26 protein-coding genes are annotated in these 26896 nt (G+C 68.0%); 10 read left to right on the plus strand and 16 right to left on the minus strand.

What is annotated here, in order from left to right; genetic code table 11:
* Positions 1-146: 146 nt before the first annotated feature.
* Positions 147-2432, plus strand: coding sequence for an SF1B family DNA helicase RecD2 (gene recD2 / locus G1H10_RS13725; RefSeq protein ID WP_163738431.1), 2286 nt, complete (start codon positions 147-149; stop codon positions 2430-2432).
* Between the two features lie 10 nt (positions 2433-2442).
* On the opposite strand, the gene G1H10_RS13730 is transcribed toward recD2, so the two are convergent.
* Genes G1H10_RS13730 through G1H10_RS13745 form a run of 4 tightly spaced genes read right to left on the minus strand, consistent with a single transcriptional unit; the run spans position 2443 to position 6945 of the window.
* On the minus strand, positions 2443-3714 hold the full coding sequence (locus tag G1H10_RS13730; RefSeq protein WP_163738434.1) for an enolase C-terminal domain-like protein: 1272 nt from the start codon (positions 3712-3714) through the stop codon (positions 2443-2445).
* A 32-nt stretch (positions 3715-3746) separates the two neighbouring features.
* Positions 3747-4643 (minus strand): carbohydrate ABC transporter permease, encoded by an 897-nt coding sequence (locus G1H10_RS13735; protein ID WP_163738436.1) that lies wholly within the window; start codon positions 4641-4643, stop codon positions 3747-3749.
* Positions 4640-5617, minus strand: a complete 978-nt coding sequence (locus G1H10_RS13740; RefSeq protein WP_163738439.1) for a carbohydrate ABC transporter permease — start codon at positions 5615-5617, stop codon at positions 4640-4642. The genes G1H10_RS13735 and G1H10_RS13740 overlap by 4 nt, the downstream gene beginning before the upstream one ends.
* Positions 5614-6945, minus strand: a complete 1332-nt coding sequence (locus G1H10_RS13745) for a sugar ABC transporter substrate-binding protein (protein WP_163738442.1) — start codon at positions 6943-6945, stop codon at positions 5614-5616. Before G1H10_RS13745 ends, G1H10_RS13740 begins: the two co-directional genes overlap by 4 nt.
* A 209-nt stretch (positions 6946-7154) precedes the next feature.
* Between G1H10_RS13745 and G1H10_RS13750 the strand changes: the two genes are divergently transcribed.
* Entirely contained in the window at positions 7155-8030 is an 876-nt protein-coding gene (locus G1H10_RS13750; RefSeq protein WP_163738445.1) for a LysR family transcriptional regulator, read from the plus strand.
* A gap of 129 nt (positions 8031-8159) precedes the next feature.
* Entirely contained in the window at positions 8160-9110 is a 951-nt protein-coding gene (gene kdgD, locus G1H10_RS13755; protein ID WP_163738448.1) for a 5-dehydro-4-deoxyglucarate dehydratase, read from the plus strand.
* Between the two features lie 47 nt (positions 9111-9157).
* Here kdgD and G1H10_RS13760 read toward each other — a convergent pair whose 3' ends face one another.
* The 8 genes from G1H10_RS13760 to paaZ all read right to left on the minus strand — a co-directional run bounded on the left by G1H10_RS13760 (position 9158) and on the right by paaZ (position 16093).
* The gene (locus tag G1H10_RS13760) at positions 9158-9685 is read right to left on the minus strand and encodes an NUDIX hydrolase (RefSeq protein ID WP_376778614.1); all 528 of its coding nucleotides are present in this window, start codon (positions 9683-9685) and stop codon (positions 9158-9160) included.
* A gap of 63 nt (positions 9686-9748) precedes the next feature.
* Positions 9749-9925 carry a hypothetical protein gene (locus G1H10_RS13765; RefSeq protein WP_163738450.1) on the minus strand — a complete coding sequence of 59 codons (177 nt, stop codon included), beginning with the start codon at positions 9923-9925 and terminating at the stop codon, positions 9749-9751.
* 78 nt (positions 9926-10003) lie between these two features.
* Positions 10004-11086: a 1,2-phenylacetyl-CoA epoxidase subunit PaaE gene (gene paaE, locus G1H10_RS13770; protein ID WP_163738453.1), complete on the minus strand. Its 1083-nt coding sequence runs from the start codon at positions 11084-11086 to the stop codon at positions 10004-10006.
* A complete protein-coding gene (gene paaD / locus G1H10_RS13775) occupies positions 11087-11656 on the minus strand; it encodes a 1,2-phenylacetyl-CoA epoxidase subunit PaaD (RefSeq protein WP_163738599.1) in 570 nt (189 codons plus the stop codon).
* Between the two features lie 14 nt (positions 11657-11670).
* Positions 11671-12630, minus strand: coding sequence for a 1,2-phenylacetyl-CoA epoxidase subunit PaaC (gene paaC / locus G1H10_RS13780; protein WP_163738456.1), 960 nt, complete (start codon positions 12628-12630; stop codon positions 11671-11673).
* A gap of 105 nt (positions 12631-12735) precedes the next feature.
* Complete coding sequence (gene paaB / locus G1H10_RS13785) at positions 12736-13050, minus strand: 1,2-phenylacetyl-CoA epoxidase subunit PaaB (protein ID WP_376778611.1); 315 nt, start codon at positions 13048-13050, stop codon at positions 12736-12738.
* Positions 13051-13071: 21 nt separating this feature from the next.
* Complete coding sequence (gene paaA, locus G1H10_RS13790) at positions 13072-14052, minus strand: 1,2-phenylacetyl-CoA epoxidase subunit PaaA (protein WP_163738459.1); 981 nt, start codon at positions 14050-14052, stop codon at positions 13072-13074.
* Positions 14042-16093, minus strand: coding sequence for a phenylacetic acid degradation bifunctional protein PaaZ (gene paaZ, locus G1H10_RS13795; RefSeq protein WP_163738461.1), 2052 nt, complete (start codon positions 16091-16093; stop codon positions 14042-14044). The genes paaA and paaZ overlap by 11 nt, the downstream gene beginning before the upstream one ends.
* A gap of 83 nt (positions 16094-16176) precedes the next feature.
* Here paaZ and G1H10_RS13800 point away from each other — a divergent pair, with 83 nt between their 5' ends.
* Complete coding sequence (locus G1H10_RS13800; protein ID WP_163738464.1) at positions 16177-16980, plus strand: enoyl-CoA hydratase/isomerase family protein; 804 nt, start codon at positions 16177-16179, stop codon at positions 16978-16980.
* A gap of 26 nt (positions 16981-17006) precedes the next feature.
* Here G1H10_RS13800 and G1H10_RS13805 read toward each other — a convergent pair whose 3' ends face one another.
* The 3 genes from G1H10_RS13805 to G1H10_RS13815 form a co-directional block, all read right to left on the minus strand.
* On the minus strand, positions 17007-17612 hold the full coding sequence (locus G1H10_RS13805; RefSeq protein ID WP_163738467.1) for a hypothetical protein: 606 nt from the start codon (positions 17610-17612) through the stop codon (positions 17007-17009).
* A 160-nt stretch (positions 17613-17772) separates the two neighbouring features.
* The gene (locus G1H10_RS13810) at positions 17773-18624 is read right to left on the minus strand and encodes a 3-hydroxyacyl-CoA dehydrogenase family protein (RefSeq protein ID WP_163738470.1); all 852 of its coding nucleotides are present in this window, start codon (positions 18622-18624) and stop codon (positions 17773-17775) included.
* A gap of 26 nt (positions 18625-18650) precedes the next feature.
* The gene (locus tag G1H10_RS13815; protein ID WP_163738473.1) at positions 18651-19871 is read right to left on the minus strand and encodes a thiolase family protein; all 1221 of its coding nucleotides are present in this window, start codon (positions 19869-19871) and stop codon (positions 18651-18653) included.
* A gap of 135 nt (positions 19872-20006) precedes the next feature.
* On the opposite strand from G1H10_RS13815, the gene paaI reads away from it, so the two are divergent.
* The 5 genes from paaI to G1H10_RS13840 all read left to right on the plus strand — a co-directional run bounded on the left by paaI (position 20007) and on the right by G1H10_RS13840 (position 24478).
* Positions 20007-20402 (plus strand): hydroxyphenylacetyl-CoA thioesterase PaaI, encoded by a 396-nt coding sequence (paaI, locus tag G1H10_RS13820; RefSeq protein WP_163738602.1) that lies wholly within the window; start codon positions 20007-20009, stop codon positions 20400-20402.
* On the plus strand, positions 20399-21736 hold the full coding sequence (paaK, locus tag G1H10_RS13825; RefSeq protein WP_163738476.1) for a phenylacetate--CoA ligase PaaK: 1338 nt from the start codon (positions 20399-20401) through the stop codon (positions 21734-21736). Before paaI ends, paaK begins: the two co-directional genes overlap by 4 nt.
* Before the next feature lie 36 nt (positions 21737-21772).
* Positions 21773-22393 carry a TetR/AcrR family transcriptional regulator gene (locus G1H10_RS13830; protein WP_163738479.1) on the plus strand — a complete coding sequence of 207 codons (621 nt, stop codon included), beginning with the start codon at positions 21773-21775 and terminating at the stop codon, positions 22391-22393.
* The gene (locus tag G1H10_RS13835; RefSeq protein WP_163738482.1) at positions 22383-23234 is read left to right on the plus strand and encodes an alpha/beta fold hydrolase; all 852 of its coding nucleotides are present in this window, start codon (positions 22383-22385) and stop codon (positions 23232-23234) included. Before G1H10_RS13830 ends, G1H10_RS13835 begins: the two co-directional genes overlap by 11 nt.
* 80 nt (positions 23235-23314) lie before the next feature.
* Positions 23315-24478 carry a thiolase family protein gene (locus G1H10_RS13840; RefSeq protein WP_163738485.1) on the plus strand — a complete coding sequence of 388 codons (1164 nt, stop codon included), beginning with the start codon at positions 23315-23317 and terminating at the stop codon, positions 24476-24478.
* A gap of 85 nt (positions 24479-24563) precedes the next feature.
* On the opposite strand, the gene G1H10_RS13845 is transcribed toward G1H10_RS13840, so the two are convergent.
* Entirely contained in the window at positions 24564-25625 is a 1062-nt protein-coding gene (locus tag G1H10_RS13845) for an STAS-like domain-containing protein (protein ID WP_163738488.1), read from the minus strand.
* 194 nt (positions 25626-25819) lie between these two features.
* On the opposite strand from G1H10_RS13845, the gene G1H10_RS13850 reads away from it, so the two are divergent.
* Entirely contained in the window at positions 25820-26740 is a 921-nt protein-coding gene (locus G1H10_RS13850) for a DUF3592 domain-containing protein (protein ID WP_216853246.1), read from the plus strand.
* Positions 26741-26896: the final 156 nt, after the last annotated feature.

Raw genomic sequence — 26896 nt, forward strand, 5'->3', positions numbered from 1 at the left:
GCCGCAACCGGTCTCACCCGCGGGCGCGGGCGACGGCATCGGCGGCGGTTGCCGTTCTAAGCAGGCAGCATGACGGTTCGGTGTACGCCGCGCAAGAGGCGGTCGACACTTCGGGATACACATTCGGCGTGCGCCACAATGGGCCCGTGCACTCTCCCGCCCAGCATCCGGAGCCACAGCCGGAGCCTCAGCCGGAGGACGCCACCGGCGCCCGACGGCCGGCCGAACGTGGCGCCCAGCTGGACGCGGTGCTGGAGCGGATCACCTACGCCAACGAGGAGACCGGCTACACGGTGGCCCGGGTCTCCACCGAACGCGGCGGAGACAACCTGCTGACCGTGGTCGGCGCGCTGCTCGGCGCGCAACCCGGCGAGTCGTTGCGATTGACCGGACGGTGGACGTCGCATCCCCAGTACGGCAAGCAGTTCGAGGTGTGGAACTACACCACCGTGCTGCCCGCCACCGTCCAGGGCATCCAGCGTTACCTGGGATCCGGCCTGATCAAGGGCATCGGCCCGGTCATGGCCGAGCGGATCGTCGACCAGTTCGGGGTCGAGACGCTGGACATCATCGAGAAGACGCCGGAACGTCTAGTGGAGGTCGACGGCCTCGGCCCGAAACGCACCACACTGATCACCGCTGCCTGGGAGGAGCAGCGCGCGATCAAAGAGGTCATGGTGTTCCTGCAGAGCGTCGGCGTGACCACGTCGATCTCGGTCAAGATCTACCGGCAGTACGGCGACGCCGCGATCTCCGTGGTGCGCGAGGACCCGTACCGGCTCGCCGCCGACGTGTGGGGCATCGGCTTCAAGACCGCCGACACCATCGCGCAGGCGGTCGGCATCCCGCACGACGCGCCGCAGCGGCTACGCGCCGGTCTGCAATACACGCTGAGCGAAGCCGCCGACGACGGCCACTGCTACCTGCCCGAGGACAAGTTGATCCAGGGTGCGGAGAAGATCCTCGGCGTACCGGCCGAGCCGATCGCGGCGGCGCTGGGCGAGCTCGTCGCCGAGGAAGGCGTCGTGCGCGAGACACTGCCGGATCCGGTCCTGGGCGAGGTGTCCGCGGTCTATCTGGTGCCGTTCCATCGAGCCGAGCAGTCCCTCGCCGACGGGTTGCGGACGCTGCTGAACGCGGGTGTGGACCGGCTCGCCGCGTTCAGCGGCGTCGACTGGTCGAAGGCGTTCGATTGGCTGCACCGCCGCACCGGCGTCGAGCTGGCGCCCGAACAGGCGGACGCGGTCACGCTTGCCCTGACCGAGAAGGTCGCCGTGCTCACGGGCGGTCCCGGGTGCGGGAAAAGCTTCACCGTGCGCTCGATCGTCGAGCTGGCCCGGGCGAAGCGCGCCAAGATCACCTTGGTGGCGCCGACCGGACGAGCGGCGAAGCGGCTCTCCGAACTGACCGGCCACGAGGCGGCGACCATCCACCGGCTGCTCCAACTGCGCCCTGGCGGCGAGGCCGCGTTCGACCGGGACAACCCGATCGACGCGGACCTCATCGTCGTCGACGAGACCTCGATGGTGGACACCATCTTGGCGAACCGGCTGATCAAGGCGGTCGCGCCGGGGACACACCTGCTACTCGTCGGCGACGTCGATCAGTTGCCCAGCGTCGGCGCTGGGGAAGTACTGCGGGACATCCTCGCCGCCGAGTCGATCCCGAGGGTGCGCCTGACCCAGATCTTCCGCCAGGCCAAGGAGTCCGGCGTCATCACCAATGCGCACCGGATCAACGCCGGAGAACGCCCCGAGCTCAGCGGATATGACGACTTCTTCTGGTTCGGCTGCGAGGACACCGAGGAGGCGGCGAAGCTTCTTGTCGACGTGGTCACGCGCCGGATCCCGCGGAAGTTCGGCCTTGACCCGCGCCGCGACGTCCAAGTGCTGGCGCCGATGCACCGCGGCCCGGCCGGCGCCGGCAACCTCAACGAGCAACTGCAGCAGGAACTCACGCCGGCCCGGGACGGAGCCCCCGAGCGACGACACGGTGGACGCGTGTTCCGGGTCGGCGACAAGGTCACCCAGATCCGCAACAACTACGACAAGGGCACCGCAGGCGTCTTCAACGGCACCGTCGGCGTGGTCACCGCGATCTCACTCGAGCAGCAGACACTCACTGTGCTGACGGACGAGGACGAGAGCGTCGACTATGACTTCGCCGAGCTCGACGAGCTGCAGCACGCCTACGCGATGACGATCCACCGCTCCCAGGGCAGCGAGTATCCGGCCGTGGTAATCCCGCTGACCACCAGCGCCTGGGTGATGTTGCAGCGCAACCTGCTCTATACCGCCGTCACCCGGGCGTCCAAGCTGGTGGTCCTGGTCGGTTCGCGGCGTGCGCTGGCCGTGGCCGTCCGCACGGTCAGCGCCGGACGTCGCCACACCGGCCTGACGCACCGCCTCCAGCTGGGGATGCCTCGTCCGTGACGCCGGGTCGTCACCATCTGGGACAGATGTACTCGTAGTCGGGCCGGAGACGTCGCATGTAGCCGGTGTCGTCGCGGGTGCGGATCTCGGTGGCGAGATATGTCTCGTGCATGCGGGCAAGACGGTCGGCATCCAGTTCGACGCCCAGGCCCGGCCGGTCGCACACGGCGATGGCTCCGCCCCGGATGGTCAGGTGAGCAGTGTCGACGACGTCGTCGTCCTCCCGCTTCCACGGCCAGTGCGTATCGAGGGCGTAGTCGATGTTCTGGACGGCCGCGCCGAGGTGTACCATGCCCGCCAGGCTGATGCCGAGATGGCTGTTCGAGTGCATCGACACGCCGATGCCGAACACCCGGCACAACGACGCCAAGTGCATCGACGCCAGGAACCCGCCCCAATAGTGCTGGTCGGCGAGGATGATCTGCACCGCTGCCTGCCGGATCGCCTCCGGGATGTGCCCGTTCTCCACCACGCACATGTTCGTCGCCAGCGGCACCGAGGTCTGCGCGGCGACCTGCGCCATGGCGCCGGTACCAGGGACGGGGTCCTCGAGGTACTCCAGAACCGGCCCGAGACGCCGCGCGATACGGGTGCCGGTCTCCACCGTCCACGCGCCGTTCGGATCGATGCGCAGCGGGTGGTCGGGGAACGCCGCGTGCAGCGCCTCCACAGCGGCCGCCTCGTCGTCGGGTGGGAAGACGCCACCCTTCAGCTTGAGCGACCGGAACCCGTACATCTCGACCATCCGCCGCGCCTGCGCCACGATCTCGTCCGGCTTGAGGGCCGCTCCCCACGCGTCCGGCTCGGCGCCGGGATGGGCGGCCCACTTGTAGAACAGGTAGGCGCTGAAGTCCACGGTGTCCCGGTGCTTTCCGCCGAGCAGTGCCCAGACGGGTTCCCCGATGATCTTTCCTTGCAGGTCATAGAACGCGGAGTCGAAGGGCGCCACCACGGAACCGAGCATCTTGCCCGTCAGGGCCGTCCCGGTCGGATCGGCATGTGCGGCCGCGTTCCGTCCGGCGAGCGCGTCGCCGATCACGGCCCAAAGCCGCCCCACGTCGTACGGAGATGCCCCGACAACCGCCTCCGCTGCGCGCTCGAGCATGCTCAGGTGGGCCGCATCGCCGTACGTCTCGCCCAGCCCCACCAGCCCCGAGCTCGTGTGGACCTGGACGACGGCACGCAGCGCACACGGCTCATGCACCCCGACCGAGTTGAGCAACGGCGGGTCGGCGAAGGCCACCGGGGTGATCTCCACCCGTTCGACAGTGTGCGAGCGCATGGTTCGGTCCAACCTCTCTGGTGCGTGTCCGTTCATCCTTTGACGGCTCCGGAGGACAGGCCACGCATGAACGATCTCTGGAAGCACAGGAACGCGATCACAGCAGGGAGCAACGCAAGCGTGGCGGCCACGAGCACGACGCCGAGCCCGACCTCGGGGTCGGCCCGCAGCGTCCGCAGCGCCAACGGCAGCGTGAACATCGACGAGTCCGACGCCACCAGAAGCGGCAGCAGGTACTGGTCCCAGATCATGTTGAAGCCGAAGACACCGATGACCCCGAGCGCCGGCGTACAGGTCGGCAGGACCACAAAGAGGAACGTGCGGATCTCTCCGGCGCCGTCGATCTTGGCGGCTTCTTCCAGTTCGGCCGGCACCTCCTTCATGAACTCGGTCATGACGAGGATGGAGAAACCCCACGCCACGATCGGCACGATCATCCCCGGCAGGGTGTTGATCAGATTGAACCCGAGGAAGGGCACGTCGGCCAGGACCTGGGAGAGCGGAATCGCGAGGATCTCCTCCGGCAGCATCATCGTGCTCAGGACCAGCAGCATCGCGATCGCGCTGCCCCGGAACCTCTTGCGGGCCAGCGCGTGCGCCGCGAAGACCGACACGATCATCTGAAAGACCAGGCCGAAGCCGACGACGATCAGGGAGTTGGCGAGGTAGCGGAGGACACCGCGGTCGAAGGCGGCGCTGAAGCTTGCCAGGCTCGGATCGGCGGGGATGATGCTCAACTGCGACGGGTCTCGAGAGCCGGAGAACGCGCCCGCGACGACGGCGACGAGCGGACCGGCGAACACCACGATGATGATCGCCCACACCGCGTAATTGAGCGCCCTGATCCACGGCCGGCTGCTGGTGCCGAGCCCCAGCGCCGAATCGAGGCCGTCGCCGCCGTTCACGCCCGCTCGCCGCACTCGACTCATCGGTCTCTCCTCCTGGCGAACTGGACGAGCAGCGTCAACAACACCGTCGCGACGAACAACACCACCGATCCCGCGGCCGCCACTCCCAGATCGCCCCGCTCGAAGCCGAGCTTGTAGATCAGCGTCATGACCACCTCGGACGAGCCGTTGGGGCCGCCGTTGGTGAGGAGGTACACCTCGGTGAACACGCGCATTCCGCGGATCGCCGCCAGCGTCAGCAGGATGACGATCACGGGCCGGAGCGCTGGGATGGTCACGTATCGGATCCGCTGCAGTATCCCGGCGCCGTCGAGCGCGGCGGCCTCATAGAGCGACCGGTCCACGCTGACCAGCCCGGCCACGATGATGATCATGTCGTAGGGCGCGCCCCGCCAGATACCCACGATCATCACCGACCACAGGGACGTGTCCGGGGAGTTGATCCACTGCGAGGGGTCCAACGTCACCCAGCCGATGATCTGGTTGGCGAGACCATCGGACGTCGGATGGTACATGATGCGCCAGACCTCGGCGATCACGGCCATCGGTGCGACGACCGGAAGGAATGCGGCCGACCGCACGAACCACAGCCGCTTCGCCTGGCCCTCGAGCAGGAGAGCGAGGGTGAAACCGAGAAACATCGAACCCGCGGTCTGCCCGACGGCGAGTATCGACGTGTGCCAGACGGCGCTCTGGAAGTCCGGGCTGCCGACCAACGTCTCGTAGTTGGCCGTCCCCACCCACTGGTTCCCGAGGAAGGGCTGGACGTCCTGGAAGCTCATGACCAGCGCCTGGCCCATGGGGATGAACTTGAACAGCAGGAACAGGATCAGCGCCGGGGCCAGGAACAGCCACGGAACCCAGACGGGACCATGCCGCCTGGCCCGGCGCATCCAGCGCGCCCGGCTGGTCCGGCGCCCGACGGACCCGGGCGCCCCTGGCGCCCCGGGCGCCTCGGGAGTCCCGGCCCGCGCCGTCAGGGTTGTCTCGGTCATTCCGCGAGGACTCCCTGCGCGTCGAGCTCGCTGGTGAACTCCTCATCCAGTTGCTCCATCGCCGTCTCAGCGTCGAGGCTGCAATCGCTGATGAGGGCGTTCAGCGTCTCGGCGGAGGCCTGCAGGAACGGAGCCCAGTTCGGGACGACAGGAACGTAGCGGCCGTTCTCGTCGTAGAGGTCTTGGAACAGCTGCCAGCGATCGTCCTCGCGCACGTCGGACATCACGATGTCCTGGTTCACCGGAATGCGCACCAGACCTCCCTCCTCGTCGCCGGCCATCGCGACGGTCTGCCCCTCGACCGATATGGCCCACTCCGCGAACGTGTCCTGCGCGTCTTCATTCGCGCTGCCCGCCATCAGATACACGTTGTTGCCCTCGGCGAGGGTGGTCAGGCCCGCCGGGCCCGGCGGCGGCGCGAACACCTCGACGACGTCGGCACCTGGATCGATGTCGAAGCTCGCCAGCTCGTATGGTGCGACCAGGTACGATCCGGCACCGTCGGTCTGGAACAGTTCCTTGGTGTTGGTGGTGTCCTGACTTCCGGCCCCTGGCTGCATCACGTCGTGCTCGCACGCCAGGTTGCGGATCCACTCCGCCGCCTCGATCGATCCGGGCGTAGCGACGGCGGAGGAGAACGTCCCGTCGCCGTGCTCCGTGAAGTACTCGCCACCACCGGACCAGTAGAACGTCGACGTGTTCCACGAGATGTAGCCGCGCTTCGTCGTCCCCGGCACGGCGATCCCGGCGACGTCCGCACCGGTGCCGGTGGGGTCTCCGTCGACGTAGGCCTTCCACAGCTCGATGAGCTCGTCCCAGGTCGTCGGGATGTCGGCTCCGACGTTCTCGCGCCAATCAGCCCGGTTGAACAGGGCGACGGTGTGGGCCGTGAACGGCACGCCGTAATACTCGCCGTCGACGGCCTTGGCCGCGTCCCACGCGCGCTCGGCGACGCGGTCGGATCCCTCGATGGCGGCGGGATCGATCTGACGGAGCAGGCCCTGCGACTGCATGTTGCCGAGCTGAGCGGTGTCGTTGATCACGACGTCCGGGAGGTCTCCCTGCGCGGCACGCTGCTGCAGCTTGGTCTCGAAGTCTTCGAGTACCGAAGTGAACTCCACCTCGACTCCGGTCGCTTCGGTGAAGGCGTCGGCCATGTCCTGCCCGATCATGTCGGACGGGCTTCCCGGGGCCTTCCGCTGCCAGATCTCCAGCGTCTGGGAGTCGGGGTCGTTCTGCTCGGCCGAGTCTCCGCCGCCCTCTGAACACGCGGCAAGGGTGACGGCTGCGACGGCGATCGCGGCCATCAGTTCCGATGTCTTCATCATCATGAGCTCCTTCGTCCATGGTTCGAAACGTGACCGACCGAGCGTCTCCGGCGCCTGATGGTTCGCCAGCCCTATGGCACGCAAGACGATAGAAGCCCTTGTCGATGCTTGTCTAAACCAAATATCGCATGGAATGATGCACTCTCGGTATCACCGGGCTCCCTGAGCTACGCACCGCGGGAGCCATCGGCCGACGTCCGGGAGGCGGCATGTTCACGCTGGACCAGGTCCGCGGCTTCATCGCGGTCGCGGAGGAAGGTCACTTCGGGCGCGCGGCGGAGCGTCTCAACATGACCCAGCCGCCGTTGAGCCGGCAGATCCAGAAACTGGAGAAGGCCGTAGGAACCGTCCTGCTCGAGCGAGACAACCGCAAGGTCGAGCTGACCCCCGCCGGCGCGGCATTCCTGGCGGAGGCCAAGCGGCTCGTGGCCGCCTCGGAACGGGCGCCGGACGCCGCGCGCCGCATCGCCGCCGGCATGGCGGGCCAGCTACGCATCGGCTTCACGGCGACATCGAGCTTTGCGCTGCTGGGCCCGCTTCTCGGCAGGATCACCGCCGAACTGCCCGACGTCGATATCGAACTCCACGAGATGGTCACATCCCAGCAGGTGGAGGGTCTGCAGAACGGCGACCTCGACCTCGGGCTCGCCCGGCCGCCGTTCGACATGAACATGTTCGACTCCCATCCACTGCTCGCCGAGAGCCTCGACCTCGCCGTGCAGCAGGGCCATGATCTTGATGTCCGCGACGGCGGAATATCGGCGGACATGCTCCGGAACGTCCCGCTGATCATGTATTCGCCCACCGACGCCCGCTACTTCTACGACCTTGCCGTTCGGCTCGTCCCGTTCGAGCACCGGAACGTCGTCCACACGGTCAACCAGATCCTGACCGCCGTCGCCCTGGTCGCCGCGGGCCGAGGCGTGGCCTTCGTGCCTCGTTCCGCGCGCCTGCTCGGCATCGACGGCGTGTCGTATGTCCCCATCGACGGGCTCGCGGACAACGTCGTCGAGATCCACGCCGTCTGGATCCGCGACGCGCGCAACCCGGCACTCGCCCGGGTCGTCCACATGATCCGAACCTGACGAGACGTGATGCTCGAGGTGCATTGATGCATACCACAATGGGCTTGGACAGGCATCGACGCGGCTCCCTACGGTGGTCCCGGCAACGATCCACTGCCGGTCCAGCACACGACGCGAAGGAAAAGACCTGTGGCATCTCACAGTCCCGTCGAACTTGCCGCGCTGCTCAAAGATGGCCTGCTCTCGTTTCCGGCGACGGCGTTCCGCCCTGACTTCGAGTTCGATGAGGATGCCTATCGTCAGCACATCGACTGGCAGTCTCGCGGCGGCGTCGGCGGCCTGTTCGCGGCCGGCGGTACCGGCGAAGGGTTCAGCCTGACCCCTGATGAGACGGCACGCGTCGTCCGCGTCGCCGTCGAGGAAGCCGGTGCCCGGATTCCCGTGCTCGGCTCGGCCGGCGGATCCACCAGCCAAGCCGTCACGAACGCACAATCGGCCGAGGCGGCAGGGGCGGACGGCGTGTTGTTGCTCCCGCCCTATCTCACGGAGTGTGACCAAGACGGGCTGCTCGCGCACGCGTCGGCCGTGTGTTCGGCGACCGGCATCGGCATCATCCTCTACAACCGCGCCAACGCCGTCTACTCGGCCGAGACCGTCGCCGCCCTGGCGGAGGCGCACCCCAATCTCATCGGCTTCAAGGACGCGGTCGGCGACATCGAGCACCTGACTCGCGTCTACGCCACGAACGGTGACCGATTGTTCTACCTCGGTGGCCTGCCCACCGCCGAGACATTCGCGCTGCCGCTGGTACAGCTCGGGATGAGCACGTACTCGTCGGCGATGTACAACTTCCTCCCGGATTTCGCCCTGGAGTTCTACCAGGATGTCCGGCGGCAGGACAGGGCCGCGGTCACCGAGAAGCTCAACCGGTTCGTCCTGCCATACCTGGAGATTCGCGACCGGGTGAAGGGCTACGGCGTCTCGATCGTGAAGGCGGGCCTGCGCGTCGTCGGCCGTGACCTCGGGCCGGTCCGTCCGCCCCTGCAGAACCTCAGCAAGGAGGACGAGTCCGACTTGGCGGACCTGATCGACGCCGCTGGGGTCCGTCGCACGTCGACGACGACGCGAGAGCGCGCCTGACCGTCAGGCACCTGGCGCAGGTCTCGCCGTACGACGGGGGACCGAGCTCACGTCACCAGCAGCCGCTCGACCCGGGACAGCATCTCCTCGACGTTGGCCTCGGCGGTCGCCTCCCTGGCCTCCGCAAGGCTGAGCCAGCGCAGCGGCGCATCGGGCTTCTCCGGGCGCGCGTCGTCCGGCGCCGAGGTCGCCAGCACGAAGCGGAGATCGGCGTGCTCGTGCGCGGGCTCGTACTCATTCGCCGGAACCTGCACGATCACCAGCTGAACGAGCGACGCATCCGGCCACGGCGTCAAGTCGGTGAGGCCGGTCTCCTCCCGCCCTTCGCGCAGCGCGATCTGCAGCGGATCGTGCTCCCCGGGGTCTCCGTGCCCGCCGACCTGGAGCCATGCCTGCTGCCGCTGGTGCCAGCGCAAGAGCACCCGCTTGGACTCCGGGTGCACGATCATCGCCGAGGCCGTGCAATGCAGCGGCGTCGTCCGGAGCCACGGGTCCGCCTCGCGGTCCACCATGGCGCGGGTCCGGTCGAGATCGGCCGCCTCACGTGCATCGTTCGGCCGGTATCCGGACAACAGGTCAGCAAGGATTCGTCGATCTCCACGCGCACACACAGCCTATGCGGCTCGCCCGCTGGGTGATCACGCGTATGCGGCGACGACGTCCGCAGCGTTCCAGACCACGTCCACCCGGCTACGTTCGACGTGGGAGTCGATCCCGTTCGCGGACACGACCACGAGGCCGGTTCGATCGCAGTGCCGCCAGGTACAGCCGGAGGTTGCCGTCGGCCACGCGGTAGAGGCAGATGTAGATCCCATCTACGTAAATTCTATCTACGTAGGTAGTACCTACATAAACGCTGCTGCGGATGAGCCTGCGCAGAGGCTGGATTCATGTCAGGCGTCGTAGTCGACGGTGATCTTCTCGGTGCGGGGCAGTGACTGGCAGGTGAGGACGAACCCGGCGTCGATCTCGGACCCCTCTAACGCGAAGTTGCGTCGCATCGCGACCTCGCCTTCGGTCACCTTGGCCCGGCACGTGCCGCACACCCCGCCCTTGCAGGAGAACGGCAGGTCGGGCCGGACCCGCTGCGCGCCGTCCAGCACGGGCGTATCGGCCGCGAGGTGCACGGTCGTGGTCTTGCCGTCCAGCACGATCGTGACCTCGCTGGTGGCACCCTCGGGAGCGGCCTCCTCATGGTGGACGGGCGGCGGGGGGACGTCGTCGACGTAGAACAGCTCGTGGTGGATCCGCTCCCCCGGCACGCCTCGTCGCTTGAGCAGGTCTTCGGCGCCGGTGATCATCTGATACGGGCCGCACAGCCACCAGTGATCCACCCGCCCGGCGTCGACCAGCACGTCCAGCAGCGCGTCCAGCTTCGCTGGATCCAGCCGTCCGGTGAACAGTTCGACGTCCCGCGGCTCCCGGGAAAGAACGTGCACCAGCTGGAACCGCGCGGCGTACCTATCCTTCAGATCGGCCAGTTCGTCGGCGAACATCACCGTATCGGTGCGGCGGTTGCCGTAGAGCAGCGTGACTGTGGCGTCGGGGTTGGCGAGCACCGTCGCGACGATCGACAGCACCGGCGTGATCCCGGAACCGGCGGCGACCAGCACGTGGTGGCCGGGCCGATCGGCATCGGGTGTGAAGGCGCCGGTCGGAGTGCCCACCTCCAGCTCGTCCCCAGGCCGGACGTCGCGCACCAACCAGGTGGAGAACAGACCATCCGGCACCGCACGCACGCCGATCCGCGGTGGTGCCCCTTCAGGGGCACAGACGGAGTAGGAACGACGTTCGTCACGTCCATCCACCCGGCGGCGCACCGTCAACGACTGGCCGGCGCGGAAGGCGTACTCGTCGGCTAGGTCCGCCGGCACATGGAAGGTCACCGCCGCAGCGTCGTCACAGAGTCGGTCGACGCGGCTCACCCGCAGTGGGTGAAATCTCCCACGTAGGCGCGCTTTTCCGTCGGTGGCCACTTAGATCTCCTTGACGTGCTCGAACGGCTCCTGACACGAGCGGCACCGACGCAGCGCCTTGCAGGCGGTCGCGCTGAACCGCGACACCTCCTCCGTCTCGGCTGACCCGCACCACGGGCACGTCACACCTACGCCGACCTCGGACACCCGGATCGCGCCCGTCACCTCGGCATTGTCGCGGCCGACCGACTCTGCATGCGCGTGCACCGGTCGCCGTGTCGCCAGAGTCAGCGGGATCGGGCCCGTCGGTCGTCTCGGGGCGGCGCCGGGCGGGGCGATGCCGTGCTCGGCCAGCTTGCGCCGGCCGTCGTCGCTGATCCAGTCGGTGCTCCACGGCGGATGCAACGCGACCCGCACCTCGACGTCGTCGTATCCGGCGCGATTCAGCGCGTGTACGAGATCGTCACGCATGGTGTCCATCGCCGGGCAGCCGGTATACGTCGGCGTGATCGACACGACGACGCGTCCGTCCCGCTCCTCGACATCGCGAAGAACGCCCAGGTCGGCGAGGGTGAGCATGGGCAGCTCCGGATCGGTCACGGTCTCCGCGACCGCCCGGGCGCGCGTCATGGTCGGCACAGGCATCACCAGACCCCCTCCGGGTGCGCGCGGGCGACGCTCTGCATCTCGGCAAGGAGGAATCCCATCGCCTCGGTGTGCACCCCGTCCCGGCCGGTGCGCCCCGCGATGCCCGGCGTGGCGGCTAGGTCCGGGCGCCGGAGCGTCGATGCCTTGAGCACGTGGACGAGCACGTCGTCGAACTCCGTGCGCAGCGTCGACGGATCGACCGCCACCGCCGCCGAGTCAGGGGCACCTCCGGCCGCAAGACGCTCCTCCACGGGGTGCGCGACGAACAGCTCGTCGACGTACGGCCACACAGCGTCGAGTCCGGCCTGCATCCGCTGGTGCGACTCGTCCGTGCCGTCGCCGAGCCGCACCGTCCATTGCGCGGCGTAGTCGCGGTGGTACGTGACCTCCTTGACCCCCTTGGCCGCGATGGCGGACAACACCGGATCTGTGGACTCCGTGAGCCGGTTCAGCAGCGCCAGGCGCCAGGTCGAGAAGACCAGCAGCCGTGCGGTGAGTTCACCGAAGTCGCCGTTCTCCAGTTCGGCCAGCCGGACGTTGCGGTACTCGTGCTCGTCGCGGAAGAACGCGTAATGATCCTCCCAGGCACGACCATCCGGTGGCGCATCCTCGGCAACACGTCCACCGTCGATACCGTCGGCGCCCGCACGCGCGGCTCCAGCCCGGGACAACAGCAGACGGGCCTGGCCGAGCAGGTCCAGGCCGATATTGGCGACCGCGACCTCCTCTTCGAGCTCGGGCAACCGCGTGCACCATTGCTGCAGGCGGTGCGACATGATGAGCGCGTCGTCGCCGAGCATGAGGCAATAGGCGGCCAGGTCGGCACCGTCGACGTCTGGCGGCAGCGAGGTATCCACGCCGGCGAGCGGGTTCTCGAACCCGGTGCCGAAGGCCCAGCGCGCGTCGGAGTCGGCGTCGATGATCGCTTCATACGCGTTGTCGAACACGGCGGTCATGTCACCCCCTTCTGGCTCGCCGATCCGGTACCGCTTTTGGCCCCTGTGGGGGCCGCTTCCGGTACATGATCTTGATCGTGTGCCCAGTCATCGCTCCGCCACCGCCTACATGTGCGGGACGTTGTCGGGAATGTCATAGAACGTCGGATGCCGGTACACCTTGTCGGCCGACGGCGCGAAGAACGGATCCTTCTCATCCGGGCTCGACGCGGTGATGTCCGCCGACTTCACGACCCAGATGCTCACGCCCTCGTTACGCCGGGTGAACAGGTCGCGCGCCCGGCGTAGCGCCATCTCGCCGTCCGCAGCGTGCAACGAACCCACGTGCACGTGGTTCAGGCCGCGCTTGCTGCGCACGAACACCTCGTACAGGGGCCACTCACCCTGCGCGCACATCTCATCCATCCCTTCCCGGAGCATGATCATCGAGTCTTACCGGTGTCATAGCCCCTGCGATCCTCGATGATCATGGGAGGTGTCGCTGTGTTTGGCGGCGTAGGCCGTGGCGGCCCCGCGGACCCACGCGCCGTCGTCGTGTGCGCGGCGTCGCTGAGCCACCCGCTGGGCGTTGCACGGCCCGTCGCCGGAGACGACACGTTTGAACTCGTCCCAGTCGATCTCGCCGAAGTCGTAGTGCCCGCGCTCGGGATTCCACGCCAGTTCGGGATCCGGCAACGTGACGCCGAGCGCTTCGGCCTGCGGCACGGTCATGTCCACGAACCGCTGCCGCAGCTCGTCGTTGGTGTGTCGCTTCACCTTCCACGCCATGGACTGCGCCGTGTTCGGCGAATCGTGATCGGGCGGGCCGAACATCATCAGCGACGGCCACCACCACCGGTCGGTCGCGTCCTGCACCATCCGGCGCTGCGCCTCGGTGCCGCGCCGCATCATCGTCATCAGCAGCTCGTAGCCCTGGCGCTGGTGGAACGACTCCTCCTTGCAGATACGCACCATCCCCCGCGCGTACGGGCCGTACGAGCTGCGGCACAGCGGAACCTGGTTGCAGATCGCCGCACCGTCCACCAGCCAGCCGATCACGCCGACGTCGGCGAAGCTCAGCGTCGGATAGTTGAAGATCGACGAGTACTTCTGCCGGCCCTCGATCAGTTTCCGCGTCAGGTCGGCCCGGTCGGCGCCCAGCGTCTCCGCAGCCGAGTACAGGTACAGGCCGTGGCCGGCCTCGTCCTGCACCTTGGCCAGCAGGATCGCCTTGCGTCGCAGCGACGGAGCACGTGTGATCCAGTTGCCCTCCGGCTGCATGCCGATGATCTCCGAGTGCGCGTGCTGCGCCACCTGCCGGATCAGCGTCTTGCGATAGCCCTCAGGCATCCAATCCCGCGGCTCGATCCGCTGATCACGGTCGATCGTGCGCTGGAAGTGCTCCTCCAGCTCCGGCGTCGCTGCTTCCGTGTCAGCCGTCATCGGAATTCCCCACTTCCCCCTTGGCGACGAGGGTGAGGACGTCGTAGGTCGCCACCGGCTCGCCGTCCTGGTTCGTCACGTCCGCGTCCCAGCGCACCTCGCCATAGTCCGCGTCGACACGGGGCGTGATCTGCTTCGCCGTCAGCGTCACGGTCAGCTCGTCGCCCGGATTGACCGGCGTCAGGAAGCGCAGATTCTCCAGCCCGTAGTTCGCCAGCACCGGGCCGGGAGCGGGATCGACGAAGAGGCCGGCCGCGAGCGACACCACCAGATACCCATGAGCGACGATGCCCTCGAAGAACGGATTCGCCGCCGCGGCCGCCTCGTCGGTGTGCGCGTAGAACCGGTCCCCAGTGAACTCGGCGAAATGATCGATATCCTCGCGGGTCACCGTGCGCGGGCCGGCGACGACGGTGTCGCCCACCCGCAACTCGGCCAGCGACTTGCGGAACGGGTGTACGGACTCGTCGGCCCGCGGCGCACCCGTCACCCACCGGTTGGTGACGCCGGCCAGCACCTTCGGCGACGCCTGGACCGCGGTGCGCTGCATGTGTTGGAACACGCCGCGCATGCCGCCCATCTCCTCGCCACCCCCGGCGCGGCCGGGGCCGCCGTGCACCAGGGTCGGCAGCGGCGAGCCGTGTCCGGTCGACTCCTTGGCGTTCTCCGCGTCCAGCACCAGCACGCGTCCGTGCCACGGCGCGACCCCGACCACCACGTCGCGGGCGAAGTCGGCGTCCCCGGTCACCACCGAGCCGACAAGGCTGCCGGCACCCCGCGCCGCCAGCTCCACCACCTCTGGCGTCGACGTATACGGGAGCAGTGTGGAGACGGGCCCGAACGCCTCCACCTGATGCGGTTCGGCCCGATCCACGTCGTCGGCGCGGAGCAGGACGGGCGAGACGAACGCGCCGCGCTCGGCGTCGGCGTCCACCAGGTCCACCCGCTCCGGATCCCCGAACACCACGTGTGCGGCGTCCGTCAGCGCCTTCAGCGACCGCCGCACCTCCTCGCGCTGCTCCAGGCTCGCCAATGCGCCCATTCGCACGTCCGGGTTCCTCGGATCACCGACCGCGACCTTGGCCAGCCGGTCCGTCGCGGCCTCGGCGACGTCGTCGAGGCGTTCGGCTGGGACGAACGCGCGCCGGATGGCGGTGCATTTCTGGCCCGCCTTCACGGTCATCTCGGTGACGAGCTGCTTGACGAAGAGGTCGAACTCGGTGGTTCCTGGCACGGCGTCCGGCCCGAGCACGGAGAGGTTGAGCGAGTCGGCCTCGGCGTTGAACCGGACCGCGTTGCGGACGACGGCGGGATGGGTGCGCAGCCGCTGTGCCGTCGACGCGGACCCGGTGAACGACACCAGGTCCTGATCGGTGAGATGGTCGAGAAGGTCGCCGGCGCTGCCACAGACCAGCTGCACCGATCCCTCGGGCAGCAGCCCCGACTCGACGATCAGCTCGACCAGGCGCTGGGTCAGGTATGCGGTCTGGCTCGCGGGCTTGATCAGGGTGGCGACCCCGGCCAGGAACGCCGGCGCCAGCTTCTCCAACGGTCCCCACACGGGGAAGTTGAACGCGTTGATCTGGACGGCCACGCCGCGCGCCGGTGTCAGGATGTGCTGACCGACGAACGTGCCACCCTTACCCAAGGGCTCGACCGACCCCTCGACGTAGACGGTGTCGTTCGGCAGCTCGCGCCGGCCCTTGCTGCCGTACGAGAAGAGCACGCCGATGCCGCCGTCCACATCGAACCTGGCGTCGTAGAGCGTGGCTCCGGAGCGGTGCGAGAGCGCGTAGAGCTCGTCCCGGTGCTCGCGGAGATGGACTGCGAGGTGCTTGAGCATCAGCGCCCGCTCGTGGAAGGTCAGCCCTCGTGTGGCCGGTCCGCCCACCTGCCGGCCGTATTCCAGCACCGCGGCCATGTCGATGCCGGCCGAGGAGATGCGCGCCACTTCGTCTCCGGTCACCGCATCGTGCAACGGTGCACCCTCCTGCACGGGCGCACGCCACTCGCCCCCGACGTAGCTCGGCAGTACGGTCATCGGCCGACCTCCTTGTCGCTCGTCCCTTGCCATGGTAGCGAATTACCAACCGAACGTTCAGGAAGTGATGCTAACGTACGGCCATGGTGAACGGAAGCGCTGATGAATCGGTCCTTCTGACCCGGGACGGGGCGGTCGCAACGGTCACGCTGAACCGCCCGGACCGTGGCAACGGGCTGACCAACCGGATGAAAGACGCGCTCAGAGAGGCGCTGCAGGAGACCGCCGAAGACGCCGCCATCCGCGCCGTGGTGCTCACCGGCGCGGGCCGCTCATTCTGCGTCGGACAGGACCTGGTCGAGCATGCCGAGGCACTCGAGCACGACCTGTCCACTGCACTGGCCACGGTGGAACGGCACTACAACCCGATCGTCACCTCGTTGACCACCATGGCCAAGCCCGTCATCGCCGCGATCAACGGCGCCTGTGTCGGAGCCGGCCTGGGCTTCGCCCTGGCCTGCGACGTCCGGATCGCCTCGGACGCGGCCAAGTTCGGCACCGCTTTCACCGGCATCGGGCTGACCTGCGACTCCGGACTCTCCGCGACGCTGGCGCGCGCCGTCGGCACCGCACGAGCGAGCGAACTCATCATGTTGAATGAGACGTTCACCGCTGCGGAAGCCCATGAGTGGGGGCTGGTAGGCCGCGTCGTCCCGTCTGACGAGCTCACCCACGCCACCACGGAACTCGCGACACGGCTCGCGGCCGGTCCGACGCTGGCGTACGCGGAGGCCAAGCGGGCGATCACGGGGGCCTGGCCGGCTCCACTCGGCGACGTACTGAAGGCGGAGGCCGCCGCGCAGAACCGGCTCGGGCTCACCCGCGATCACCGCAACGCCGTGCAGGCATTCCTGGCCAAGGAGAAGCCCACCTTCACCGGCGAATAGCGCAGTCCGCGGCGCGCTCGAAGCGATCAGCTCCGCGACGCGAACCACGGTTCGCGCAGGTCGAGATAGCGGATGTCCTCGATCAACGCCGTCTCCTCGTCGAGGAGGCGGCGCGCTTCCTCTCCGAGTTCCTTGCGCTCGCCTTCCCGCGCCTCCGCCTCGCTGGTGAAGGCCACGGTCTCGGTCACGATGCCCTCGTCGTCGATGGCGACGGTCGCGCCGATGATCTCCGGGCGCTCACGCGCAAGGACGGACGCCGACTCTTCGGTCAAGGCGAACAGCCGGTCGCGGTCGCGCACCCTTCCTTGCAGCACCTGGACGAATCCTGCCTGGTCCGAGCCGCCCTCGAGCAGCGTTGCGACATCCGTGCAGTCACGGAACGTCACCTCGCTGTCGAAGGACCGTGCAGCCTCCCGCCACCACGCGTCCTGCTCCGGCCGCTGGCTGTTGTGCCGTGCGGCTTCTTCCGATTCGAAGCGGACCACTCCGACGAACAATCCGTCGTCGGTGATGCCGTAGGTCGCGCCGAGCCAGCCGTCCGCGCCTGGGGCCAGTTCTTCCCGCCACGCGTCCATCGCTGCTCGCAATGCTTGCTCGGAACCCACGCGACCTTCGATGACTTGGACGTACATGACGACCCCCTCGAAGCCGTCCCTGGACCCCCCGACGACGCCCGCGAAGGGACGGCGATGCGATTCAGGGTACGCCTGCGACACACACCGGTCGAGACTTCGCCGGTAGCATCGCACGCTCGGCACGATCCCGAGAGCGCTCCGGGGCATACGGAGACGTTCAGTCCCAGTGGTAGAAGCCGTGCCCGGCCTTCTTACCCAGCTCGCCTCGCGCCACCTTGTCGCGGAGCAGTTGCGGCGGAGCGAACCGCTCACCGAGCTTCACGTGCAGGTATTCCGCGACCGCGAGCCGCACGTCCAGGCCCACCAGATCGGTCAACCGCAGCGGCCCCATCGGATGCCGGTAGCCCAGCTCCATGGCGTGGTCGATCGCCGCGGCGTCGGCCACGCCCTCCTCCAGCATCCGGATCGCTTCCAGACCGAGCGTGACGCCCAGCCGGCTGGTGGCGAATCCGGGCGAATCCCGCACCACGACGTCGGTCTTGCCGAGGGAGCGCACCCACTGTACCGCGAGATCGCGCACGTCGTCCCTGGTCTGCCTGGCACACACGATCTCGACCAGCTTGGACGCGGGCACCGGGTTGAAGAAATGCAAACCGAGAAATCGCTCCGGCAGCTCCAGAGCGCTCCCTAGTTCGGCTATCGAGAGCGAACTCGTGTTGCTGGCCAGGACCGCACCCGCCGGCAGCGCCTTCTCCGCGGCAGCGAGGATCGCCACCTTCAACTCCGGTTTCTCCGGCACCGCCTCCACGACGAGCTGCACGGTGGATGGGATCCCGTCGATCTGCGTGATCAGGTGGATGCGCTGCATCACCGCCTCCGCCGGTACCGGCAGTTTGCCTCGCTCGGCCGTGCGTGCCAGCCCCGCGGCGATCCGGTCGCGGGCCGCCTCCGCCGCCGCTCCGTCGCTCTCGACGACCGTGACCTCGGCGCCTACGGTCGCGTAGACCTGCGCGATTCCCGCCCCCATGGTGCCGCCGCCGATCACCGCCACCCGTTCCAGAACTGTCATGTGCGCCGCACCGTCCCCCTCCACCGTCACACCGCCTCGATCAGCAGCGATACACCCTGGCCGACGCCGACGCAGAGCGTGGCCAGTCCGCGCCGGGCGCGCTCACGCTCCATCCGACCTAGCAGCGTCACCAGGATCCGCGCCCCCGAGCAGCCGAGCGGATGCCCGAGGGCGATCGCCCCACCGTCCGCGTTGACCCGCTCCTCGTCCAGTTTGAGCCGCCGGATCACGGCCAGGCTCTGCGCGGCGAACGCCTCGTTCAGTTCGACCGCATCCACGTCGTCCGCCGTCAGACCGTGGCGCGCGAGCAGCTTCTGCGTCGCCGGCACCGGCCCCAGACCCATCAGATGAGGAGCGACGCCCGCCGACGCCGCCCCCACCACCCGCGCCCGCGGCGTCAGGCCGTGCCGCCGGACGGCGTCCTCTCCCGCCAGCACCAACGCCGCCGCACCGTCGGCGAGCGACGACGACGAACCTGCGGTGACGATGCCGCCGTCGCGGAAGACCGGGCGCAGCCGGGCGAGCTTCTCCGCCGTGGTGTCCCGGCGCGGCCCCTCGTCGACGCTGACCGCGCCGTCCTTGACCGGGACCGGCACCATCTCGGACTCGAATCGGCCGGCGTCGGTCGCGGCGACGGCGCGCTGGTGGCTGCGCAGCGCGAACTCGTCGCACTCGGCTCTGCCGATCCCGTCGAGGGCGGCGACCTCCTCCGCCGTCTCGCCCATCGAGAGGGTGATCTTCCGCGTGTCCGGCCCGGACGATGGCGGGACCGTTCCGTCGTGCTCGGCGAAGCGCGGGTTGGTGAACCGCCATCCCAGCGACGTGTCGCTGACCTCGCCCGGCCGGGCCCATGGCGTGCCGGGTTTGGCCATCACCCACGGCGCCCGCGTCATCGATTCGACGCCGCCGGCGACGACGACGTCCGCCTCGCCGGTCCGGATGCTCTGCGCGGCGGAGGCGACCGCCGTGAGCCCGCTGGCACACAACCGGTTCACGGTGTAGCCGGGGGTCTCGTCCGGGAGTCCGCCTAGCAGGACCGCCATCCGCGCCACGTTGCGGTTGTCCTCGCCCGCCTGGTTCGCCGCACCGAGGATGACCTCGTCCAGCGCGTCACCGGGAACGCCCGCACGTTCGACGACGGCGCCAACGGTCAGCGCCGCGAGATCGTCCGGCCGCACGCCGGCCAACGCTCCGCCATACCGCCCCTGCGGCGTACGGAGACCATCGATGATGAACACCTCGGACACGGCGCCTCCCTTGACATCATCGCGTGCCCTGCTTTACTTGTCGACACATTATTAACCGTCCATTCGGTCAGTAAGCAAGGCTGGAGGGAGCCAGTGCCGCCATCGGCCGAAGACCATCGAAACCCCGCCCGGACGATGTTCGACGCGGACTATGCCTCGCAGTCCCTCGGCATCGAACTGGTCGACGTCGGCGCCGGTACGGCGACCACCACCATGACCGTCACCAAGACGATGGTGAACGGGCACGACATCGCCCACGGCGGTTACCTGTTCCTCCTGGCGGACACGGCGTTCGCCTGCGCCTGCAACAGCTACGGGCCGACGACGGTCGCCGCCGGTGCGGAGGTGTCGTTCGTGGCGTCCGCCCGCCTCGACGACCGGCTGACCGCCGTCGCCGGCGAACGCACCCGCTACGGCCGCAACGGCATCTACGACGTGACGGTCTACCGGGACACTCCGAGCGGACGAGAGGTCGTCCTCGAATTCCGCGGACGGAGCCGCACCATCCAGCGAGAAGGTGGATCAGCATGACGATCGCGCACGACGGCGTGCCCTCGAGCCGGCCGACCACGACCTCGACGGATCTGGACACGGCCGAACGGCTGAGCATCGACGAGCTGCGCGCGCTGCAACTCGAACGGCTGCAATGGACGCTGCGCCACGCGTATGAGCACGTGCCGCACTACCGGCGCGCGTTCGACGCGGCCGGGGTGCATCCGAGCGACTGCTCGACCCTCGACGACCTCGCCCGGTTCCCGTACACCACCAAGGACGATCTGCGGGAGAATTACCCGTTCGGGATGTTCGCGGTACCCCGGGAACAGGTCAGCCGGATCCACGCATCGAGCGGCACGACCGGCCGGCCGACCGTCGTCGGGTACACCGCCGCGGACCTCGAGACGTGGGCGAGCGTCGTCGCACGGTCCATCCGCGCCGCCGGCGGAAGACCCGGGGACATCGTGCACGTCGCCTACGGCTATGGCCTGTTCACCGGCGGGCTCGGCGCGCACTACGGCGCCGAGAAGCTGGGCTGCACCGTCGTACCCGCGTCCGGAGGCATGACCACTCGGCAGGTGCAGCTGATCAACGACTTCACGCCGACGATCATCATGCTCACCCCGAGTTACATGCTCACCTTGCTGGACGAGTTCGAGCGGCAGGGGCTGGACCCGCGGGCGTCGTCGCTCAAGGTCGGCATCTTCGGCGCGGAGCCATGGACCGAGGCCATGCGGGAGGAGATCGAGGCGCGCGCCGGCATCGACGCGGTGGACATCTACGGGCTCTCCGAGGTGATCGGGCCCGGCGTCTCGCAGGAGTGCATGGAGACCAAGGACGGCCTGCACATCTGGGAGGACCACTTCTATCCGGAGATCGTCGACCCGCTCCGCGACACCGTGCGCGCCGACGGCGAGGAGGGCGAGCTGGTCTTCACATCACTGACCAAGCAGGCGATGCCGATCGTCCGCTACCGGACCCGCGACCTCACCCGGCTGCTGCCCGGCACCGCCCGGCCGGCATTCCGCCGCATGGAGAAGGTCACCGGCCGCAGCGACGACATGATCATCGTGCGGGGCGTGAACCTCTTCCCCACACAGATCGAGGAGATCGTGCTGCGTACGGGCGGCCTGACGCCGCATTTCCAGCTCCAGCTCACCCGCGCGGGACGGATGGACCGGCTGACCGTACAGGTCGAGGCCGAGCCGGACGCATCCGGCGAACGACGGGCCGCCGCGGCCGCTGACGTCGTCCGCGCGGTCAAGGACGGCATCGGCGTCAGCGTGGAGGTGGACGTCGTCGATCCGGAGACCCTGGAACGTTCGATGGGCAAGTTGCGGCGCATCAAAGACCTGCGCCGCGCGGACTGAGGCGAAACGCCCGACTCGATGGGGATACTGGTGACCATGCCCACTGCACAGCCGCCCACCAAAGCCGTCCGCCGGGGCCGGCCTGGATACGACCTGGAGTCGCTGCTTCAGGTCGCGACGAGATTGTTCAACGAACGCGGCTACGACGGCACCAGCATGGAGGACCTCTCCCGCAAGCTCGGCATCACCAAATCGGCCATCTACCACCACGTACCGAGCAAGCAGGAGCTCTTGCGGCTCGCCGTCGATCGGGCGCTCGACGGCCTGTTCGAGGTGGCGGACCAGGTGGAGGCGATGCCCGGGCGGGCGATCGACCGGCTCGAGCACCTGGTGCGTGGCAGCGTCGGCGTGCTCGTCGACCGGCTCCCGTACGTGACGCTGCTGCTGCGGGTACGCGGCAACACCAAGGTGGAGCGGGACGCGTTGGCACGTCGCCGGGAGTTCGATCGATTCGTCGCGGAACTGGTCAAGCAGGCTGAGACGGAGGGCGACATCCGGCCCGACATCGATCCGAACGTCACCGCACGGCTGCTGTTCGGGCTCGTCAACTCGCTGATTGAATGGTACCGCCCGAGCCGGGGGACGGACGGAGCCGAACTGGCCGATGCGGTCTGCAAGATCACCTTCGACGGTATGCGAGTCCGAAATGGTCGCTGACACGCTCACCTTCGACGCCGCCGACGGAACGCGCCTGGCCTACCGCCGCATCGGTACGGGGAAGCCACTGGTCTGCATTCCCGGCGGGCCCATGTTGCCCTCGGCTGAGCTCGCCGATCTGGGTGGCTTGTCCGCGTATCGGACGTTGATACTGCTGGACCTGCGCGGCACCGGGGATTCGGCGGCGCCGGCGGACCCGTCGACGTATCGGTGCGACCGGCTCGTCGACGACGTTGAAGCGCTACGCACGCACCTGGCATTGGACCGCATCGATCTGCTCGCGCACTCCGCCGGTGCCTCGTTGGCGCTCCTCTATGCCACCCGATACCCCGAACGGATCGACCACCTGGCCCTGATCACACCCAGCGCACGGCCGGTCCGGCTGGAGATCTCCGACGACGATCGCCGGCAGGTCGCCGAGCTGCGCCGCGACGAGGCCTGGTTCCCCGACGCTTACGCCGCACTCGAACGGATCCAGTCCGGAAGCGCCACCGAGACGGACTGGAGCGCGATCATGCCGTTCACGTACGGCAGCTGGGACCAGGTAGCCCAGGCACACGCGGCGCGAGCAGACGAACAGCGGAACGTGGAGGCGGCCGGCATCTACTACTCGGACGGCGCCCTCGACCCGGAGTCCACCACGGCGTCCCTCGCGGACCTCCAGGCGCCCGTCTTGGTTGTCGCGGGCGAGTATGACGTCGCGCTCCCGGCGCACCGTGCCGCCGACTACGCCCGTCTATTCGCCCATGCCGACGTCGCCGTCCTGCCGCAGGCAGGCCACCAGCCCTGGCTCGACGACCCGGGACGGTTCGCGCAGACCGTGAACGCCTTTCTCGACTGAGGCGGACGCAGCGCGTGATCGGCCGACCGTATGGCTCGTAGACTGCGAATATACGCCCGCGTACGGGAGGACTTGGACCCATGCCCAGCGCTGTGATCATCGACGCCGTCCGCACCGCCTCCGGCAAGGGCAAACCGGACGGTGCGCTTTCCGAGGTCCATCCGGTCGAGCTGCTGGCGACGACGCTGCGCGCGCTGCTCTCCCGCAACGACGTCGACCCGGCCGTCGTCGACGACGTGATCGCCGGCTGCGTCTCGCAATCCGGCGAGCAGTCGATCAACATCGGCCGCAACGCACTGCTGGCGGCAGGGCTCCCGGAGTCGGTGCCGGCCACCACCATCGATCGGCAATGCGGCTCCAGCCAGCAAGCCGTCCACTTCGCGGCTCAGGGCGTGCTGGCCGGCGCATACGAGGCGGTGATCGCCTGCGGCGTGGAGTCGATGAGCCGGGTGCCGATGTTCAGCAACACCCAGGGCAAGGATCCGTACGCCCCACTCGCCGAGCGCTACCCGGAGGGCCTGGTCCCGCAGGGAATCAGCGCCGAACTGATCGCTGCCCGCTGGAAGCTCAGCCGGGAGGAGCTGGATGCCTTCGCCGCGCTCTCGCACGAGCGCGCGGCTGCCGCGACGAGAAGCGGCGCGTTCGAGGGCCAGATCGTTCCGGTCGGCGAGCACACCGTCGACGAGACGATCCGGCCGACGACCACCCCCGAAGGCCTGGCGGGTCTGAACCCGTCCTTCTCCGATCCTGCCCTGGCCGAGCGGTTCCCGGAGATCACCTGGTCGATCACGCCGGGCAACGCGTCCCCGCTGACCGACGGCGCCTCCGCCGTGCTGATCATGGACGAAGACCGGGCCGCGACTCTGGGCCTGCGGCCACGCGCGCGGTTCCACTCCTTCACCGTCACCGGCAGCGATCCCTTGATGATGCTCACCGGGATCATGCCTGCCACCGAGAAGATCCTGGCCCGCTCCGGCCTCGGCATCGGTGATCTCGACGCGTACGAGGTCAACGAGGCATTCGCCCCCGTGCCGCTCGCGTGGTTGCGCGAGTTCGACGCCGATCCGGAGCGGCTCAACCCCAACGGTGGCGCGATCGCCCTCGGGCATCCGCTCGGCGCGTCCGGGACCAAGCTGCTGACGACGCTGGTCAACCACCTGGAAGCCACCGGCGGCCGCTACGGGTTGCAGACGATGTGCGAAGGCGGCGGGATGGCGAACGCCCTGATCATCGAACGCCTGTAGGCACGGCATGGCGGGTCGCCCTCGCCATAGAGCGAACTCCGGCCCACCTGATGTGATGGACCCTGAGTGCGCCGACTGTCAGTTGCTATTCTCCGCTCTGTCGCTCCGCTCGCCGAAGACCCCGGGTGACCATAAATTCCACTGCACGGTTCATATTGATCGGAACCACGGACTTTCCGGGATGCATGTTGGGCCACACCCGCACCAACTCATCAACGAATCCCTGACCCACATCGTCGATGCCGGTGAAGTCGACCTCAACTATTTCGAAATCAGACTCTAGCCCGTCAAGAAGGCGTCTCGCCTCACTCCGCGACACAAACATCGTTCCCAACTCAAAGAGACGCACGGTCGTACGCGTGCGCACAAATTCCGAGTCGTCGGTGAATTGGCGGAACACATCGCCAATGACCCGCTCTGTATGTGGGTCAAGCTGACAGACAACTGCCGTCCCCGCAGCAACCGGGGCAGCACCCAAAGCCATGTCATCGCGCAGGTTATCGACCGTCCAGCGGATACCAGATGACGTGATGCGAAAGAGATCGACGACCTTAGAAGTAAAGAATATGCCTTCGCCCGTATGCCGCGCTGGGTCGGTGGTTCGTTTCCCCTTGGATAACTCCTGAATCGCCTCAAAGTCGCTCGCAAGATGTAACCCACTGCGAAGTCTCTGAAACGCCCCGATGCCATCGTCACGCATCTCGAAGCACCAAAGGTCCTCGCTTACCCACCAGCGAATCTCTACTACTCGGCCGCTGGAGTGGTCGATCGCATTGTTTAGCATTTCCATGAAGGCATATGCGGCTATCTTGCCCGCTGGACTGGCGCTATCGAGTTCCAGATTCTTGCATATATCTCGCCACACCTCATGCTCTTCCAAGCCTTCCAAGGCAAGCTCTTGGCGCCAGTCAGCAGGGCGTCCAGGCGTCACGGCCGCGGCGGTGCGGCTCCCGAGGGCACGGCGTGCAACCGCTGCTCTGACTTCCGCCAAGTCGAAGAGGCGATGCCCACCGGTGGTTCGCGACGAAGGGATCTCTCCAGAGTCAGCCAACTGCCGAATCCGGCTTGGTGAGAGCCCCAGCTCACGCGCCACATCTGAGACGCGCACGAGCCGCACCACATCGCTCTTCCCTACGTCTTCCATCATCCGACAGAGAACCTACACCTCGAGTGGAATTTCTTTTACCGGCAAACCTACACCTCCCCTGTAGTTTATGCGCACTCTGCAGGCAAGGTTCACGGGATCGCGGTCGTGTTCGTCACCACACGTGGGTGTATACGCTTCGGCCCCCTCTCACCCATCGACAGACGACATGGCACGCTGGACCTGCACGACGAGGATTGGAAGGGCTCGCCCAGATGGTGCCGTGGCAAGGCATTCTCGTGTTCGCGCTGCTCGGTGTCGCCTGCACGGCGGGCGCCGGATACCGGCTGCACAAGGAACGGATCCTGCGCAGCCGCGGCGCGCGCACACTGGCGGTCGTGGTGGCCCACGATGAGCACTACGGGGTCTCCGGCGGCGGCATCACCGCGCGGAACCGCTCCGGCGACCCTGGCACGCCGACGCGCAGGCCGTGGGCGGTGTCGACCGGGGATCCCCACCTCGTCTCCGCTCCGATCGTCGAGTTCACGACGGTGGATGGGCGGACGGTGCGCGCACGCTCCCGAGTGAGTTCGAACACCAGCGTCGCGGTACCCGGCCGGGTGATGACGGTCTACTACGACCCGGACGACCCGGAGGACGTCGCGATCGTCGGTCACGGCCGCGGCGTCCTCCGGGTGTTCGCGCTCATCGGCGTCCTCCTGCTCATCACGACAGGGTTGCTGCTGGTGGTCTCCGAGGACACGCTGAACACCGCGGTCCCGGTCGCGGTGCCGCTCATTCTCGGCAGCGTGTTCTTCAGCATCGGAGCCTACGGCGTCGGCCGGGTGTGGGCGCTGCGTCGGCGGGGGACCGTCACCGAGGGGACCGTCGTCGGTGAGACCACCACGAGCACCCGTGAAGGGCTGACTCTACGGCATCCCGTGGTGCGGTTTCGGACCACCACCGGCCACGACATCGAGACAGCATCCGAACGCGGCACGCTGCGGCGACGTGCGCAGCCGGGCCAGTCCATCCGGCTCCGCTACCACCCCGACGATCCGTACCGCGTGCTGCTCGTCGGCGACGGCGCCCGGCCGCTGTTCTGGATCTTCGCCCTCGTAGGCCTGACCGTCCTCACCGCCACGGTCACCATCGCCACGTTCATACTCACCCGCTAACCCCACCCCACACCCGCCCTAAATGATCATGTGAAGTGGGTTTTCTCGTGCCGTACCAGGTCTGCAGACATGGGGGTGCTGGAGAAAACCCACTTCACATGATCATTTAGGTGACGGTCGTGCGGACAGCGACTCGCCGGCGCTTCCGCCCCAAGC

Origin of the sequence: Phytoactinopolyspora halotolerans (assembly GCF_010550675.1) — a bacterium.
In the GTDB taxonomy this organism is placed as follows: domain Bacteria; phylum Actinomycetota; class Actinomycetes; order Jiangellales; family Jiangellaceae; genus Phytoactinopolyspora; species Phytoactinopolyspora halotolerans.